Genomic DNA, 16,530 nt, shown 5'->3' on the forward strand with positions numbered 1-16,530 from the left:
AAGTCTTTAGGATATTACCTAAATTGAATGACTGGACATAAAAATAGGGCTGTATACATACAGCCCTATTTTTGTTGTTAAGGTTTAGTCTATTCGGAATAAACAGCATTCAGCTGGCGATCCCTCCAAACTAGTCAACCCATATAAATCGATACAGCTCAACTAACGGCTGCTCTTCAACAATGACTGTATTGTCTTGCTCTAAGTCTCGGTCCACCTGCTGTTGGCTTGTGGTTTCATTGGAATCAGTTACCGAAACAGTAGGCTCTTGAAGATCGATTGTCGGTGCTTGCTCAACGCCCTCATCGACTTCTGGAAGTTGAACCGGCTGAACATCATCGCCAGCTCCTGTAAGGTCACCACTGTCAGTGATTGACGATTCAACGTCCTCTTCGACAAAAATATGTTCCAACGCTTGGATTTGAGAAATGCGACTAATTTCTCTTTCAAAATCAAGGGGATCACCAATCAAATTAAGGGTAAATGACACGTGATCCGCATTGATGCGCTGAACATTTACCGAAGTAACAGACGGCAATGTCAGCAAGGCTTTCTCAACAGCAAAGAATGCGTTCGCACCGGCCAGCTGTTCAAATTGAACATTGACGCTGCCCGTTGATTCACCAGTATGACGCTGAGCTCGCTTGTTGGCATAGAAACGAGATACCTCTTCGACCATGTCTTCAAGCGCGCCATTGATTCTACCGCTACTTTCTCCCGTCACCGCATTAAGGCGCTTATCGGTTATGTATTGAGGATTGTCATCGTACAGCGTCCAGCGAACACGTTTATTGTTGTTTCCCTGGATTTTCACCACCAGCACCGAATCCGCAGAGTAGCGTAAGCTGGCACTGGCGATATCTTCTCTAAAGTCGCCCCATAGCGAAGTCGATTCAATACCATTGATGTCTTGAATATCACCAACAGGCACAATAAACGGTAAGCCACGTTCTTCTGCAAGCGTCTTAATGGTCTCCATGGTCGGTTTAGCCATTTGATCCCAAGCGATGTTGCGGCGATATCCCTCTTCTTCTACCACCCAAATCAGCACCGATTCACGCTCTTCGGGCCAAAACGGAATATTGGCTTGCGCCAATAGGGCTTGGATTTGGGTAGAGTTAAACACCACACGCAGTGTTTCTTGCTCGTCAACGGTACTAACACTCATTTGAGAGACAAAGCGGCTGCTGCGCTGTACACCTTTTTTAATCACATCGTTATTGATCGCGGCATTGTCACCTGTCGCTCTAAAGATGACTTGTTGCATGGCTGTGCGTCTGGCAAGTTCTTCAGCATCAATGTTGCTATCTTCGGCCTGCTCCTCGATGACTTGCTCTACCTCAAATAGATTTACCTTCGTCATCGCCATGGTTGGCAGCGCCAAAAATACCAAACTTAAACATGCCCAAATTCGCATAGATTCAATCCTAGATGTACTTATTAGCAAGAATAATAAGCAAACCCGTTATCTGGAGCAAGAACTCCTTTTTTTCTCTATGAGTTAAACCCTGATAATCACTAAATAATTTGATCTGCAAACGATTGCTTTTTGTCAATAACTGATAGAATCTCTCAAATTTTTTATAGGGAAATAGAATATGCTTACAATTCTTCAAGGGGCGCAAATGCTATTTGTCGCCTTTGGCGCTTTGGTATTAGTACCACTACTTACTGGTCTGGACCCCAATGTGGCACTGTTTGGTGCGGGTGTCGGAACCTTGTTATTTCAAGTGATCACCAAACGAAGCGTGCCAATCTTCTTGGCGTCATCGTTCGCGTTTATTGCGCCAATCATGTACGGCGTACAAACTTGGGGTATTCCGGCTACCATGGGCGGCTTGATGGCAGCAGGTGTCGTGTACGTTGTACTAGGCGCACTTATCAAAGTGAAAGGCTCCGAATTTATCCATAAGATCCTCCCTCCGGTTGTTGTGGGGCCAGTGATCATGGTGATCGGTTTAGGCCTAGCACCTGTCGCCGTAAACATGGCACTGGGTAAAACGGGTGATGGCGCAGTGCAACTGGTGGATGGCGACATAGCTATTTGGATTGGGCTGGCGTCATTATTGACCACGATTTTGGTGAGCGTTTTTGCTAAAGGCATGTTCAGCTTGATCCCAATAGTGTGCGGCATTGCGGTAGGCTATGCATTAAGTCTGGTTGTAGGCATCGTCGATTTCACGCCAGTTGCCCAAGCAGCGTGGTTGGGACTGCCCAATTTCACGTTCCCAGAATTTAACATTAACGCTGTGTTATTCATGATCCCAGTCGCGATAGCTCCAGCCGTCGAACACGTTGGTGACATGCTGGCAATTTCTAATGTGACTGGCAAAAACTACATCAAAAAACCTGGTTTGCACCGCACAATGGCTGGTGACGGCGTTGCGACTATCGCTGCAAGCATGGTCGGCGCGCCACCTAACACGACCTACAGCGAAGTAACGGGCGCGGTCATGCTGACGAAAGCATTCAACCCTGTGATCATGACATGGGCCGCGGTAACAGCTATTGTATTATCTCTGGTCGGCAAACTTGGTGCACTGCTGCAAACTATTCCCGTACCGGTTATGGGTGGAATTATGATCCTGCTGTTTGGCTCTATCGCTGCGGTTGGATTGAACACCCTCATTAAGAATCAGGTTGACCTGCACAAAGCAAGAAACCTGGTGATTGTCGGTGTAACGCTGGTGTTTGGGATCGGTGGTATGGCATTTGGTGTTGGCGAATTTAGCCTACAAGGCATCAGCCTTTGTGGAATAGTGGCGATTATTCTTAACCTAGTACTGCCAAAAGATCTTGGCGACAGCCACGTAGTGGACACTGCGCAGATGGAAGATTAATTCCCAATACATAGAAAAAAACCAGTCGCTCATGCGACTGGTTTTTTAATCTAAATCGAACTTAATTAGCGGTAAGTTTATTTAGTACCAAAAATCTTATCACCCGCGTCACCAAGACCAGGAACAATGTAACCCTTGTCGTTCAGCTTCTCATCAATCGCCGCGGTGTATAGCTCTACATCTGGGTGAGCTTTATTGAGCGCTTCAATCCCTTCTGGCGCAGCAACCAAAACCAGCGCTTTAATTTGCTGACAGCCATTTTCTTTAAGAAGATCTATCGTTGCAATTAATGAACCACCTGTTGCCAACATTGGATCGACCACAAGCGCGATACGCTCGTCGATGTTTGATGCCAACTTGTTGAAATAAGGTACAGGCTCCAGAGTTTCTTCATCGCGGTAAATACCGACTACCGAGATTTTCGCACTTGGCATGTGCTCTAACACGCCGTCCATCATACCAAGACCTGCTCGAAGGATTGGGACAACCGTAACCTTCTTACCTTTAATCTGATCAATCTCAACCGGGCCATTCCAACCTTCGATTGTTACTTTTTCAGTTTCAAAGTCAGCAGTTGCTTCGTAAGTTAGTAGGCTACCGACTTCTGTTGCAAGCTCACGAAAACGCTTGGTGCTAATGTCGCCTTCACGCATTAGGCCCAGTTTATGCTTGACCAGTGGGTGCTTCACTTCAACAACGTTCATTTCTACTCCAGGAAATTTAACTAAAACTCACGAATTATAGCCTGATTAACACAACATTTCAGTGCAATTTTATAGGAAAAAAAGTTTGCGCAAACGTTTTCGTTTTGCATTTTGCCTGTTAGAATAGCGCCAAATTTTTTAGCTTGATCCAAATCCGATTCTGAATCACTCAAAATGGTGCACAAACACTACATTTACGTTGGCTTCTCGCCTTTGATAAATGAGTTTGGCGTTACGCTTTGAGTATTCATACTTTGAATTTGGTATTACCTTTCGTCTATTTAAGAGGTTCCCTGTGAGCACAAATAACACTTCTCTAAGCTACAAAGACGCTGGCGTTGATATCGACGCTGGTAATGCCCTAGTAGACCGTATCAAAGGTGCGGTAAAACGCACTCGCCGCCCTGAAGTTATGGGTGGTATTGGAGGGTTTGGTGCGCTGTGCGAACTGCCAACCAACTACAAGCAGCCAGTGTTAGTGTCGGGCACAGATGGAGTTGGTACTAAATTGCGCCTAGCTTTAGACATGAACAAGCACGATACCATTGGCATCGATCTTGTGGCTATGTGTGTGAACGACCTAATTGTTCAAGGTGCAGAGCCACTGTTCTTTTTGGACTACTACGCGACCGGCAAATTGGACGTTGATACTGCAGCGGATGTAGTGACAGGTATTGCGGAAGGATGTGTACAATCAGGATGTTCTCTTATCGGTGGTGAAACCGCTGAAATGCCCGGTATGTATGAAGGCGAAGACTACGACGTCGCAGGTTTTTGTGTCGGTGTAGTTGAAAAAGAAGAGATCATTGACGGAACCAAAGTCAGTGCCGGTGATGCATTAATTGCTGTGGGTTCAAGTGGTCCCCACTCTAACGGTTACTCATTAATCCGCAAAGTGCTTGAAGTCTCTAATGCCGATCTCAACGAAGATCTTAACGGCCGTACCATTGGCGAACATTTGATTGAGCCAACGAAAATCTACATTAAATCTGCCCTTAAGATGATTGCAGAGCACGACATTCATGCAATCTCACACATCACAGGTGGCGGTTTTTGGGAAAACATCCCTCGCGTTCTACCAGAAGGGACTAAAGCGGTTATTGACGGCAATAGCTGGGAATGGCCAGCCATTTTTAACTGGCTACAGCAAAAAGGTAACGTTGAAACGTTCGAAATGTACCGCACCTTTAACTGTGGTGTTGGCCTAGTGGTGGCACTTCCAAAAGCACAAGCAGACGCTGCTGTTGCCCTGTTAAACGCGGAAGGTGAGAACGCATGGGTCATTGGTGAAATCGCCACTGCCGAATCAGGCGAAGAGCAAGTCGTCATTAAATAACTTTGGGACCTGATCAGATGAAAAGGATTGTTGTCCTGATTTCAGGTAATGGCTCAAACTTGCAATCGATCGTTGACCGATTTAGCAACAGTGAGTATGCCCAAGTTGTTGCGGTTTTTTCTAACAAGCGAGAGGCGTATGGGTTAACACGCGCCTCTAATGCTGGCATCGATGGGCATTGTGTCGACGCCAGTCAGTTTGAAGATAGAGCCGCGTTTGATAAGCAACTGATGGTTGAGATAGACCAATATCAACCCGACCTAATTGTGTTGGCGGGTTATATGCGGATTTTGAGTGATGACTTTGTTGAGCATTATCTAGGAAAGATGCTTAACATCCATCCATCGCTGCTACCCAAATACCCAGGTTTACATACCCATCAGCGAGCCATTGACGCCGGTGAGAGTGAGCACGGTACTAGCGTACACTTTGTGACGCCAGAACTCGACGGCGGCCCAGTGATACTCCAAGCAAAGGTGCCTATTTTTGACACCGATAGTGCAGAGTCACTAGCCGATAAAGTGCAAAGCCAAGAGCACCGCATTTATCCATTGGTGGTGGATTGGTTTGTTCGCGAGCGACTTAACATGGTCAATGGTGACGCGGTACTAGATGGTGTAAAACTGCCAGCAATGGGTTACGCCAGCGAATAGTCCCTGCGCTAACAAAACTAAAAAGGGGGAAAGCATCACTGCTTTCCCCCTTTTGCTTTCTTAATCGTGGTTTACCATACCGCTACATGGCGCTGGGTGCTTGATTTCCCGGTTTGGCTTCGGCATAGGCCACATCGAGCAGTTGCTCGCTGTTACCCAACACTTTCTCACCGTGGTAAAACAGCGCATACTCTCCAGGCTTTAAACGCGTCCATTGCTCATTGAGCGTTAAGGGCTGCGTGGCAACCACCGTAACTACATCGTGCGGAGTGGTCTCTTCTTGAAAGTTAATGGTCACATCTTCATCAATCAGAGATGCTTTGCCAAAGGGGGCTCTACGCGTGATCCAATACAGGTGATTGGTGCAATAACTAAACACATAATCGCCGTCTGACAGCAGCAGGTTAAACACCCCTAACTTACGCAATTGATCACAACACTGTGTTAATGCTTCAACCACATCATCAAGCGAATCAGGCTTGGTAGGAAAGCGCTGTTCAAGTTGATTGAGTATCCAGCAGAATGCTTTTTCACTGTCGGTCTGACCAACAGGTATGTGTCTGCCTGAGTCTAGATCTTCATAGCCTGTGAGCTGCCCATTGTGCGCGTAAGTCCAATACCGTCCCCACAATTCACGATTGAATGGGTGGGTATTTTCCAAGTTCACCTCGCCGCGATTAGCTTGGCGAATATGACTGACCACCGAACAACTTTTGATTGGGTAGTTCTGAACGAGCTCAGCAATTTTAGAGTCACAACTCGGGTTGGGATCTTTAAAGGTGCGAAACCCTTTACCCTCATAAAAGGTGATCCCCCAACCATCACGATGAGGACCCGTACGTCCACCGCGCTGCATGAGTCCGGTAAAACTGAAGCAGATATCGGTTGGCACATTAGCACTCATTCCCAACAACTCACACATCGACGTTCGCGCTCCCTATTCCATCTCTTTTTCAATCAATTGGATCACGATATGAATAATCTTAATGTGTACTTCTTGAATACGGTCTGCGTAACCAAAGTGCGGTACACGAATTTCAATATCCGCAAGTCCTGCCATTTTGCCGCCGTCTTTGCCGGTTAATGCGATGGTTGTCATTCCTTTGGCTTTAGCCGCTTCGATGGCTTTGATAATGTTGACAGAGTTACCCGAAGTCGATAGACCAAACAGCACATCGCCCTGGCTTCCCACCGCTTCAACGTAACGTGAAAACACAAAATCGTAACCAAAATCGTTACTGACACAAGACAAATGGCTTGGATCTGAAATCGCAATGCCAGGATACCCTGGACGATTCTCACGGTAACGACCCGTGAGCTCTTCGGCAAAGTGCATCGCATCACAGTGTGAGCCACCATTGCCACAAGACAACACTTTTCCTTGCTGTTTAAAAGAATCAGCAATGGCTTTAGCCGCTTTTTCTATTTGCGCCAAATTATGATCATCAGACAAAAAGTCGTTCAATACAGTAGCAGCTTCAGATAGCTCGCCTCGAATTAGGTCTTGGTACATGTGCTTACCCTTTTTGTTAGTTATCCTGAGATTAGCGAGATCACGCCTCACTGTCGAGTTTTCCCCTTGTGAAATGCCATACCAAAACAACTTGGTTTTTTTTCGTTTAAAAATCGAACCGCGTTCAAACTTCCACAAACCGAGCATTAACTTTAATTTTACATTCCTGTTACTTTTGATTTATAGTTAACTGGTTAGACCTCTTACCAAGAATTATAATCAAGGACGTGAAAATGGAACTCATAGTTATTTATTTACTGGTGCTTGCTGCGATAGGAATCCATCTCTATCGACGTGATTCACTGCTAAAAGGAGTGGGGAGCACAGCCATAATCCTATTTGTTGGAACCATTGCGTCCGACGTTGGTGTGATCAGTTGGTTGGTGTTTGCTGCGCTGTCTGCAGTGTTAATTTTACCAAACCTACGACAGTCTTTGGTCTCAGCTAAGGCACTACACGTGTTCCGTAAGATATTGCCTGAAATGTCATCAACGGAAAAAGAAGCCTTGGAAGCCGGTACAGTATGGTGGGAAGCCGAATTATTCGGCGGCAAGCCTAACTGGGACAATTTAAGTGATATAGAGCTGTCTAAGTTGAGCGAAGAAGAAAAAGCCTTCCTTGATGGCCCGGTTGAAGAAGTGTGTGCGATGGTCAATGACTTTCAAGTCACTCACGAACTGGCCGACCTTCCACCAGAGATTTGGCAGTACCTAAAAGATCATAAGTTCTTTGCAATGATCATCAAAAAAGAATTTGGTGGACTGGAGTTTTCCGCTTACGCTCAATCCCTTGTTTTACAAAAATTAACCTCTGTGTCTGCGGTACTCTCTTCAACCGTAGGTGTGCCTAACTCTCTCGGCCCAGGTGAGCTATTGCAGCACTATGGAACCGCTGAACAAAAAAATCACTACCTACCTCGCCTCGCCGAAGGTAAAGAGATCCCTTGTTTTGCATTGACCAGCCCTGAAGCCGGGTCGGATGCAGGCTCTATTCCTGATTTCGGTATCGTGTGTGAAGGTGAGTGGCAAGGCGAAACGGTATTAGGCATGCGCCTTACGTGGAACAAACGCTATATCACGCTTGCACCCGTGGCGACTGTGCTTGGCCTTGCGTTTAAATTGCGCGATCCTAACCACTTACTCGGTGAGACCGAAGAGCTAGGAATAACCTGTGCGCTTATTCCGACCGATCTTGACGGTGTCGAAGTCGGCAATCGTCACTTCCCATTAAATGTCCCTTTCCAAAATGGCCCTACTCGAGCCAACGACCTGTTTGTGCCACTCGATTTCATTATTGGTGGTCCGAAGATGGCCGGACAAGGCTGGCGTATGCTGGTTGAATGTCTCTCTGTTGGGCGTGGCATTACGCTGCCGTCAAACTCAACGGGTGGACTGAAAACCGCTGCCATGGCGACGGGTGCCTATGCACGTATTCGCCGTCAGTTTAAGCAGCCTATTGGCCGTATGGAAGGGATTGAAGAGCCATTAGCTAGAATCGCCGGCAACGCGTACATGATAGATGCAGCCAGTCACCTTACCGTTACTGGTATCGATTTGGGTGAAAAACCATCCGTCATTTCTGCCATTGTTAAATACCACTGTACCCACAGAAGCCAGCGCGGTGCGATTGATGCGATGGATATTCTTGGTGGTAAAGGTATTTGCCTTGGCCCATCAAACTTCATTGCTCGTGGATATCAGGGCTCGCCAGTGGCCATTACCGTAGAAGGCGCCAACATACTGACTCGCTCCATGATCATTTATGGCCAAGGTGCGATTCGTTGTCACCCTTACGTGCTTAAGGAAATGAACGCTGCTCACTCAAACGCTAGCGATGCGCTCGATCAGTTTGATGATGCGCTGTTTGGTCACATCGGCTTCGCGATGAGTAACTTTGTGCGCAGTCTATGGCTAGGTATTACTGATGGGCGCAGTTCAACGGCGCCATTGCATAGTGCAACTAAGCGCTATTATCAGCAGCTTAACCGCTATAGCGCCAACTTAGCATTACTGTCGGATGTGTCTATGGCAGTGTTAGGCGGCTCGCTAAAGCGTCGTGAACGTTTATCTGCACGCCTTGGCGATATCCTAAGCCAGATGTACTTGAGTTCGGCAACGCTCAAACGATTTGCCGTTGATGGGGCGCACAAGGAAGACCAGCCTCTTATGGATTGGGCACTGCAAGAGAGCTTGCATCAGACTGAAGTCGCCATTGATGAGTTTTTGCGTAACTTCCCAAGCCCAGTATTGGGTAGACTTTTGCGAGTAGTGATCATGCCATTTGGCCGCGTTCGTAAGCTACCTAGTGACAAGTTGGATCATACGTTGGCGCAAATACTGCAAACACCAAGTGCTACACGCTCTCGTTTAGGCCGCCATCAATACCTTACTCCGTCAGAGCACAACCCGGCGGGTAAGATTGAATTGGCATTAAACGTTGTATTACAAGCAGAACCTGTATTTGAGCGAATTTGTAAAGCGCAGCAGCGTCGTCGTCCGTTCACCAATTTGGACCGCCTTGCAGAGGAAGCGTTAGCAGCAGAGCTGATCAACCAAGAAGAAGCTGAACTGCTGATTGAAGCAGAGCAGCACCGACTTGCGACCATCAATGTCGATGAGTTTGATCCACAAGCACTTAAAGCCGCTTCGGTACAAAAAGACGTTGAAGTCGTCATGTAAATTTCGTCTGCGTCTAAAAACACAAAGGGATGAGCTACGCTCATCCCTTGCTCGTTATGTGAAGCCTGTTAAATAGGGGGTGCACTCAGTTGAAGTTCTGGCTCTGCGGCCGATTTTTTACGGCGCTTGTATACGATGAAGGCGATAATCAGCCCAAAAAACAGCACCGCAATATTGCCGACAATGATGATCATGAGTGACCGTTTTCGATCTTCTGCACGTTTGCGCTCGATTTGACGCAGCATTTCTTCTTTCTGCTGTTTCTCTTGAGCAATCCGTTGCTGCTGTCTCGCCTTTTCGACATCAACGGACTCCACCGTACCAAAGTTTATTGGTGCGGTTTCTAATACCAAGTCACGGTTGTTGGCGAGATCTGTCGCATACACAATAGTGCTAATACTGTGATTGCCAATAAGTTTGTCTGACGCGACCTCAACCTTCAATCTCGAACTGTCTTTCGGTACTTGTGTGGTGTAGTGGTGTTGGTTGTCTTCTGGGTCCGTTACGCTTATGTGAGCACTGATTGAGCCCGGAGCAATGGTTGCTCGTTCTCCTACAATAGTAATACTGTGAGGATCCAATGTACGTGATTGGGAGAAATCAACAGTGATAGGTGATGGGTATACCAACACTTCTTGCTCTACCGCTCGCAAAAATACGCCGTTGCCAGAGGTCACTCGTACACGGTATTTACCGGGTTCAACATTGATGGGCAGATCGACGGTGAATTTACCATCCCCTGCAACTTCATCATACTCTAAGCCATCATCGGAAAACTCGCCAACGACAATTGGAATTGGACGCGCTTCTTTGGTTATCTGTGATTCATTTTCGACGTAGGGCGTGAATGTTACTCGTAGGTTGACCCTATCCAAAAAATCCCTAAGGACAATCGGGGAGCCGTGAGTGGTTAGATTAGCTTGAAGCTTTATACGCTCATTTTGATACAACCGGTTCGACAGAAAGTCGACATCGAGTATTAAATCAGACAGGATTTTAATGTTGTTTTTTGGAGTGACCTTTCCAATGGCTTGCCATGGCCCTGGCATTGGCTTATCAATAGAAATAATGTCCATGCCGTTTTCTTCATACCAAGCGACATGCTCTGGGTGTTGCCATGCGTAGTATTTTACACCATCAGGGCGAACCAGCACGACCGATTGTGACTGTTCACTTCGATAAATCACAAACGACACTTGCTGAATAGTAGGATCGATGCGAAATCGGTTATCCAGCAAACTAAATTGCTGCTCATTAGCCCAGCACAGTGAGGACAATACCGTCAATATCACGGCTAAAAAAAGTGGTAATGATTTGAACTGCACCAACGTCTCCCTACTTGAAATGGAACTAGTCACGCCACAAACAGCTCCCACCTTTGGCTACAATATCCAATCTAGATTGGTGTGCTTCTAATTCATCGGCCGATGCCTGCAAAACCTTTAGCGGTTTTCGCTGATCGCTTGCGCGCTGAATGGTGGCACCATCGGACTCACTGGACGCGCCACCAAACTTTAACGTGGTCTGCCCGCCCGTCATTAACAGATAGACATCCGCCAAAATCTCAGCATCGAGTAACGCGCCGTGCAATGTACGATGAGAGTTATCTATGCCGTAACGATCACACAAAATATCGAGGTTATTTCGTTTACCTGGAAACAGCTTTTTCGCCATCGCCAACGTATCGGTGATGGTGCAATAGTGCTCCGTCTTACCAATGTTGGGGTCAAGGCGCTCAAACTCGTGATCCATAAAGCCCACGTCGAAGTACGCGTTATGTGCGACAAGCTCGGCACCGTCAATAAAATCAATAAACTCTTGATGAATCTGATGGTATTCAGGTTTATCTAACAAGAATTCATCGGTAATACCGTGAACATCAATGGCTTCGGGATCAATCTCTCTATCTGGTTTGACATAAACATGGAAATGTCGTCCTGTAAGCTTTCTATTGACAATTTCAACGGCACCAATTTCGATGATACGGTGTCCTAAATAAGTGGGACCACCTTCACGGTTCATACCGGTGGTTTCCGTATCGAGAACCACTATACGGCCGCTACTGGCCGTTTGAGTTGGATTATGGCTGGTGTTCATACGATTAATTGTGTCAGACTGTCCGAAATAATGCCCAATCATATCAAATCATGGATAAACACGTCGAAATTTTCACAGATGGTTCTTGCCTAGGTAATCCTGGTGCAGGCGGTTACGGAATTGTATTGCGCTACAAAGGTCACGAAAAAACCTTAGCCAAGGGGTTCACCATGACCACCAACAATCGCATGGAAATGATGGCGGCCGTTGTGGCTTTGCAGTGCTTAACTCAGCCTTGCAAAGTCACTTTAACAACCGACAGTCAATATGTGCGACAAGGGATCACCCAATGGATCCATAACTGGAAAAAACGCGGCTGGAAAACATCCGATAAAAAACCGGTAAAAAATGCCGACCTATGGCAAGCACTCGACAATGCAGCAGCCATTCATCAAGTTGACTGGAAATGGGTCAAAGGACACGCTGGACACCGCGAAAATGAACTGTGTGACGAGCTGGCACGTACCGCAGCTGAAACCCCCACAGAAGACGACACAGGCTATCAACCTAGTTAGTGCGAGAGTGGGGCTTTTATCGACACACCAACAGGTGACAAACGTCGTTTGAGTCGCCAATGAGGCTTAAGAGGTTTTATCGGATAGGTTCGCTTTCGCGCAACAATATAGTACAGCGACCCTAATTTACTGCCGCTGTTACCACACATATTCTCTAACCACGCCCAGATTGCACGCTGTTTTGGGTTTGGAAAAAGCGCATATTGCTCACTGTGAATGACTTGGTAGTTCAACAGGCCAAGCCAATCATGAACACGCAGCGGGGTGAACATCCGTCCACTCCAAGGTAAATTGTTCTTACGCCAAGGAAGGATACTGGCGACACCAGAAAAACTGACGGGGTTGAATCCCGTTAAAATGATGTATCCGTCGTCCATCATCACCCTATCCACCTCGCGAAGCAGCCGATGAGGATCTTGGCAATAATCCAACTGGTGACTTAACAACACAACATCAAAGCTTTTTTCAACAAACGGTAAGTCAAAGGGGTCAGCAATCACCGAATGCAGTGGATTTTTGATGTCCAAGTGAACCTGATGAGGAATGGTACTGAGTGAGGTATTCAACTCACAACTTAATCCACCGAGTTTTAGCATGTGATAGCCAAACAATTTCGGGGCCCACTCGTCTATGCGCATCTGAATACCTTCAAATACCCATTGACCATTGCCCAATTGTTGCCAAGAATGGGGCTGTTGTAGTTTTTGAGTGATCCGTGCTGGCTTTAGCAAAGGGTTACCGCCTTTTCAATCTCGACTCAGGGAAATAAATATGCCCACAATCAATTGCATACCTGCTTTTAATGATAACTACATTTGGCTAATTGTCGATGATAATAAGCGTTGTTGCGTGGTGGACCCCGGCGATGCTGCGCCAGTGATCAAATTTTTAGACAGTCATCAGCTTAAGCTCACTCATATTTGGCTCACTCATCATCATGCCGATCATACGGGGGGCGTAACTGCTCTAAAAGGTCGTTACCCTAACGTGGAGGTATATGGGCCTAAATCTTGTCGCTTTGAGGCCATTGACCATCGCTTAGAAATGGGCGATACCGTTGTGTTCGCCGATCACCATTACCAAATTTTAGCGCTGCCCGGGCATACTTTAGATCATATCGCCTACTTTGGTGAGCAAACGCTTTTTTGTGGTGATGTTCTGTTTAGCGCAGGATGTGGTCGAGTATTTGAAGGAAGTTACGCGCAAATGTTTGACAGTTTAAATCAAATCAAAGCGTTACCTGCCAATACTAAAATTTACCCCACTCATGAATACACACAAGCCAATATCGATTTTGCTTTAGCTGCTGATCCAACCAACCTTCGTCTGCAACACTATCAGCAACAGGTACTCTCACTGCGCGGTGAAAATAAACCTAGCTTGCCAACAACATTGGAACTCGAGCTAGAGATTAATCCTTTCTTACGTTGTGAATGTCTAAATACTGAGCAGTGGCAGACGAAACAAGCCCTTAGAGCCCCGCTAGACGTATTTACTTACTTAAGAGATTGGAAAAACGAATTTTAAGGTTCAAAGTTTGGTCACCCTGCACTTGTCTCTCTAACTGGGGCAAAGTATTATCTACGGCCAATTTTGAATTCAGGCTTGAGTAGTAATGAACAAACAATCGGTGTGGCTGTTGGCCCTAGTATTAGGTGGGTGCCAAATGGCGCCTCAACAGCAAGATTCCATTCCAGAGCCTTCCGAGCCAAGCACTGGTAACACCGATTCGGTCGTTGTCGAACCTAAAACCGTCGAAGACAACGTTGCTCCATTACCTGAGCCTAAAGTCGAGCCAGTCGTTCTTACCCCACAGCAACAAGACAATGTGTGGGATCGAATATCTATGCAGTTGGAGTTAGATATTCCCGATCATAAGACGGTCGATTATTACCGTCGCTGGTATTTAAAGCACCCTTCACACCTTAGAACAGTCTCCAAACGTGCAGAACCATTTTTACACTTAATTGTAGAAAAGATTGAAGCGCGCGATATGCCGTTGGAGTTGGCCCTACTCCCTGTCGTCGAAAGCTCCTTTGACGCGTTTGCTTACTCCCATGGCAGCGCCGCAGGTTTATGGCAATTTGTCCCTGCGACCGGAAAGATGTACGGGCTTGAACAAGATTATTGGTATGACGGCCGACGTGATGTTGACGCCGCTACCGACGCTGCGCTTGATTACCTGACGTATTTGAATAAACGCTTTGAGGGTAATTGGAACCATGCGATTGCGGCCTACAACAGTGGCGGCGGGCGCGTATCTAGCGCTATCCGTAAAAATGTACAAGCAGGCAAACCGACCGATTTTTTCTCTCTCGAGTTACCTAAAGAGACCAGCGGCTATGTACCTAAACTTCTCGCTCTTGCTGATGTCATTGCCAATGCCCAAGAGTATGGTATTGACATCCCTAAGATCGCGAATGCCCCTGTATTGCAACGTGTCGATCCTAAAGAGCAATTGGATCTCGCCATTGCGGCCAATTATGCAGGTTTAACCATCAAAGAGTTACAAAGCTACAACCCTGCATACAACCAATGGGCAACGGCCCCGGATGGTCCACAGCATTTATTGCTGCCCATCGAGACAGTGGAGCCATTCTTAAATGAAGTTGAAGCCAATCGCGGTAAAGGCGTTAAATTAGTGCGCTATCAGGTTAAACCTGGGGACAGCATCAGTGTGATCGCTCAGCGTCACAACACCACCAGCGCGGTGATCAGAAATGCAAACGGCATGACAGGCAATATGATCCGTGCTGGACAGTATCTGTTAGTGCCAACCTCAACCACCGATGACAAATCCTATGCACTCAGTGCAGCCAATCGCTTGGAAGAAACACAATCTAAAGCGCGCGGACAGCATAAAATGGACTACACCGTGGTCAGCGGCGATAATCTTTGGACCATTGCTAAAGCGCATAAAGTAACGCACCAAGATCTTGCCCGCTGGAATGGTATGGGGCCTCGCGACACACTGCGTATTGGGCAAAAGTTGGTGATTTGGAAAGACAATAACCAAGGTGAAATCATTCGCACGGTTTACTACAAGGTGCGCAGTGGTGACACCATCAGTGGTATCGCATCACGATTCAAAGTTCGCAGCTCGGACATTATTCAATGGAACAGTCTGCAAAATCGTAAATATTTACAGCCTGGCCAAAACCTCAAGCTGTATGTCGATGTGACCAAAGTGAGTGTCTAGTTGAGAGTAAACTCTACCCATAACGCGTTATGATCTGAGGCTGAAGTGTTAATCACTTCAGCCTTTTTTAGTTGCAGGCCTCGATAGAAGATATGATCTAATGGCTGCCCCGTAATGGCAAAAGTAGTACGCAAATCAGGTGTAAATTGAGCTTCTTTCAGCCCTAGAGTACGCATCACGTTCTTGGCTTTAGCCTGCCTAGTTTCGCTCCAAGTATTAAAGTCTCCGGCGAATATGGCAGGGCCTTGATGCTCAATGAGGGCTTGTTCCAACTCGGCCAGTTGCTGTTCAAACTCTTCAGTACCTAAAGTGAAGTTTACCGCATGTAAGTTGACCACCCACAGCGAGTCTCCATTGGACAATTGGTAAGAGGCAAACAGAGCCGATTTAGGTAATTGTAACCAAGGCTCGGTTTCAAATACTGCGCATACTTTCTCTGGCAAGCGCTGTGACAAGTTAAACACACCTGAGCTTTTATCAAACACTTCAAACGCACTCGCCTGCTGGCCAAACCAATCGAGCTGATTTAACCAATTTACAAATGAGGGCGACAAAGACACTTCTTGCAGCAAGCTCAATTCGGTTCTTGCCAGCAATTGAAGTAACTCGGAGTCCCACCCATCATTTTTTTGTTTATAAATGTTCCATGACAGCACTCTAAGCTGTCCTTGATTGTCTAAAGGCTCTAACGGCTCCATCTTTAAACAAAAGGCGTTGTTATGCCCGTGAGTCAGCTGATTAGGACTGACCGCGTCATCGTTTACCAGCGCAATAGGCGCATGCTCAGAGAGCGTAAATACTAATGGAGAGACAAACCATTGCCAACCGCCATACAGCGCCACTAAAAGTAACGAAAAAGTGAGGCAACGTTTTAAAAAAGACATAGTTTTCCCCAAGCATGGAGGTGGATTTAGAGCAAAAAAAAGACCAAGCTATTCTAGCGTTAGCTGATAGCATGATCTTTTTCATTGCTGCAATTTAAGAAAAGCAGGGAG

At 46.6% G+C, this 16,530-nt stretch carries 15 protein-coding genes; 7 read left to right on the forward strand and 8 right to left on the reverse strand.

Annotated elements, in window-relative coordinates:
• Positions 1-130: 130 nt before the first annotated feature.
• The gene (locus ST37_RS11375) at positions 131-1,417 is read right to left on the reverse strand and encodes a DUF2066 domain-containing protein (protein ID WP_084886330.1); all 1,287 of its coding nucleotides are present in this window, start codon (positions 1,415-1,417) and stop codon (positions 131-133) included.
• A gap of 181 nt (positions 1,418-1,598) precedes the next feature.
• Between ST37_RS11375 and ST37_RS11380 the strand changes: the two genes are divergently transcribed.
• Positions 1,599-2,840 (forward strand): uracil-xanthine permease family protein, encoded by a 1,242-nt coding sequence (locus ST37_RS11380; RefSeq protein WP_084886332.1) that lies wholly within the window; start codon positions 1,599-1,601, stop codon positions 2,838-2,840.
• 77 nt (positions 2,841-2,917) lie between these two features.
• Here the strand turns inward: ST37_RS11380 and upp are convergent, their stop codons facing one another.
• Positions 2,918-3,544: a uracil phosphoribosyltransferase gene (gene upp, locus ST37_RS11385; protein WP_084886335.1), complete on the reverse strand. Its 627-nt coding sequence runs from the start codon at positions 3,542-3,544 to the stop codon at positions 2,918-2,920.
• 295 nt (positions 3,545-3,839) lie between these two features.
• Between upp and purM the strand changes: the two genes are divergently transcribed.
• On the forward strand, positions 3,840-4,880 hold the full coding sequence (purM, locus tag ST37_RS11390) for a phosphoribosylformylglycinamidine cyclo-ligase (RefSeq protein WP_084886337.1): 1,041 nt from the start codon (positions 3,840-3,842) through the stop codon (positions 4,878-4,880).
• Positions 4,881-4,897: 17 nt separating this feature from the next.
• Positions 4,898-5,533, forward strand: a complete 636-nt coding sequence (gene purN / locus ST37_RS11395) for a phosphoribosylglycinamide formyltransferase (protein ID WP_084886340.1) — start codon at positions 4,898-4,900, stop codon at positions 5,531-5,533.
• 82 nt (positions 5,534-5,615) lie between these two features.
• Here purN and ST37_RS11400 read toward each other — a convergent pair whose 3' ends face one another.
• Complete coding sequence (locus tag ST37_RS11400) at positions 5,616-6,455, reverse strand: class II glutamine amidotransferase (RefSeq protein WP_084886342.1); 840 nt, start codon at positions 6,453-6,455, stop codon at positions 5,616-5,618.
• A gap of 15 nt (positions 6,456-6,470) precedes the next feature.
• Positions 6,471-7,046: a D-sedoheptulose 7-phosphate isomerase gene (lpcA, locus tag ST37_RS11405; protein ID WP_084886671.1), complete on the reverse strand. Its 576-nt coding sequence runs from the start codon at positions 7,044-7,046 to the stop codon at positions 6,471-6,473.
• A gap of 233 nt (positions 7,047-7,279) precedes the next feature.
• Here lpcA and fadE point away from each other — a divergent pair, with 233 nt between their 5' ends.
• Complete coding sequence (gene fadE, locus ST37_RS11410) at positions 7,280-9,724, forward strand: acyl-CoA dehydrogenase FadE (protein WP_084886345.1); 2,445 nt, start codon at positions 7,280-7,282, stop codon at positions 9,722-9,724.
• A 68-nt stretch (positions 9,725-9,792) separates the two neighbouring features.
• On the opposite strand, the gene ST37_RS11415 is transcribed toward fadE, so the two are convergent.
• Together ST37_RS11415 and dnaQ are read right to left on the reverse strand one after the other, a co-directional pair.
• Complete coding sequence (locus tag ST37_RS11415; protein ID WP_084886347.1) at positions 9,793-11,049, reverse strand: TIGR03503 family protein; 1,257 nt, start codon at positions 11,047-11,049, stop codon at positions 9,793-9,795.
• 25 nt (positions 11,050-11,074) lie between these two features.
• Complete coding sequence (gene dnaQ / locus ST37_RS11420; RefSeq protein ID WP_084886673.1) at positions 11,075-11,821, reverse strand: DNA polymerase III subunit epsilon; 747 nt, start codon at positions 11,819-11,821, stop codon at positions 11,075-11,077.
• A 50-nt stretch (positions 11,822-11,871) separates the two neighbouring features.
• Here dnaQ and rnhA point away from each other — a divergent pair, with 50 nt between their 5' ends.
• Positions 11,872-12,336, forward strand: coding sequence for a ribonuclease HI (gene rnhA, locus ST37_RS11425; protein WP_084886350.1), 465 nt, complete (start codon positions 11,872-11,874; stop codon positions 12,334-12,336).
• Here the strand turns inward: rnhA and ST37_RS11430 are convergent.
• A complete protein-coding gene (locus tag ST37_RS11430; protein ID WP_242426280.1) occupies positions 12,333-13,067 on the reverse strand; it encodes a class I SAM-dependent methyltransferase in 735 nt (244 codons plus the stop codon). The genes rnhA and ST37_RS11430 overlap by 4 nt on opposite strands.
• A gap of 40 nt (positions 13,068-13,107) precedes the next feature.
• On the opposite strand from ST37_RS11430, the gene gloB reads away from it, so the two are divergent.
• Positions 13,108-13,863 carry a hydroxyacylglutathione hydrolase gene (gene gloB, locus ST37_RS11435; RefSeq protein WP_084886352.1) on the forward strand — a complete coding sequence of 252 codons (756 nt, stop codon included), beginning with the start codon at positions 13,108-13,110 and terminating at the stop codon, positions 13,861-13,863.
• A gap of 88 nt (positions 13,864-13,951) precedes the next feature.
• Positions 13,952-15,535 (forward strand): LysM peptidoglycan-binding domain-containing protein, encoded by a 1,584-nt coding sequence (locus ST37_RS11440; RefSeq protein WP_084886355.1) that lies wholly within the window; start codon positions 13,952-13,954, stop codon positions 15,533-15,535.
• On the opposite strand, the gene ST37_RS11445 is transcribed toward ST37_RS11440, so the two are convergent.
• A complete protein-coding gene (locus tag ST37_RS11445; RefSeq protein ID WP_084886357.1) occupies positions 15,532-16,419 on the reverse strand; it encodes an endonuclease/exonuclease/phosphatase family protein in 888 nt (295 codons plus the stop codon). The genes ST37_RS11440 and ST37_RS11445 overlap by 4 nt on opposite strands.
• Positions 16,420-16,530: the final 111 nt, after the last annotated feature.

It is taken from the genome of Vibrio sp. qd031, assembly GCF_002100145.1.
GTDB lineage: Bacteria > Pseudomonadota > Gammaproteobacteria > Enterobacterales > Vibrionaceae > Vibrio.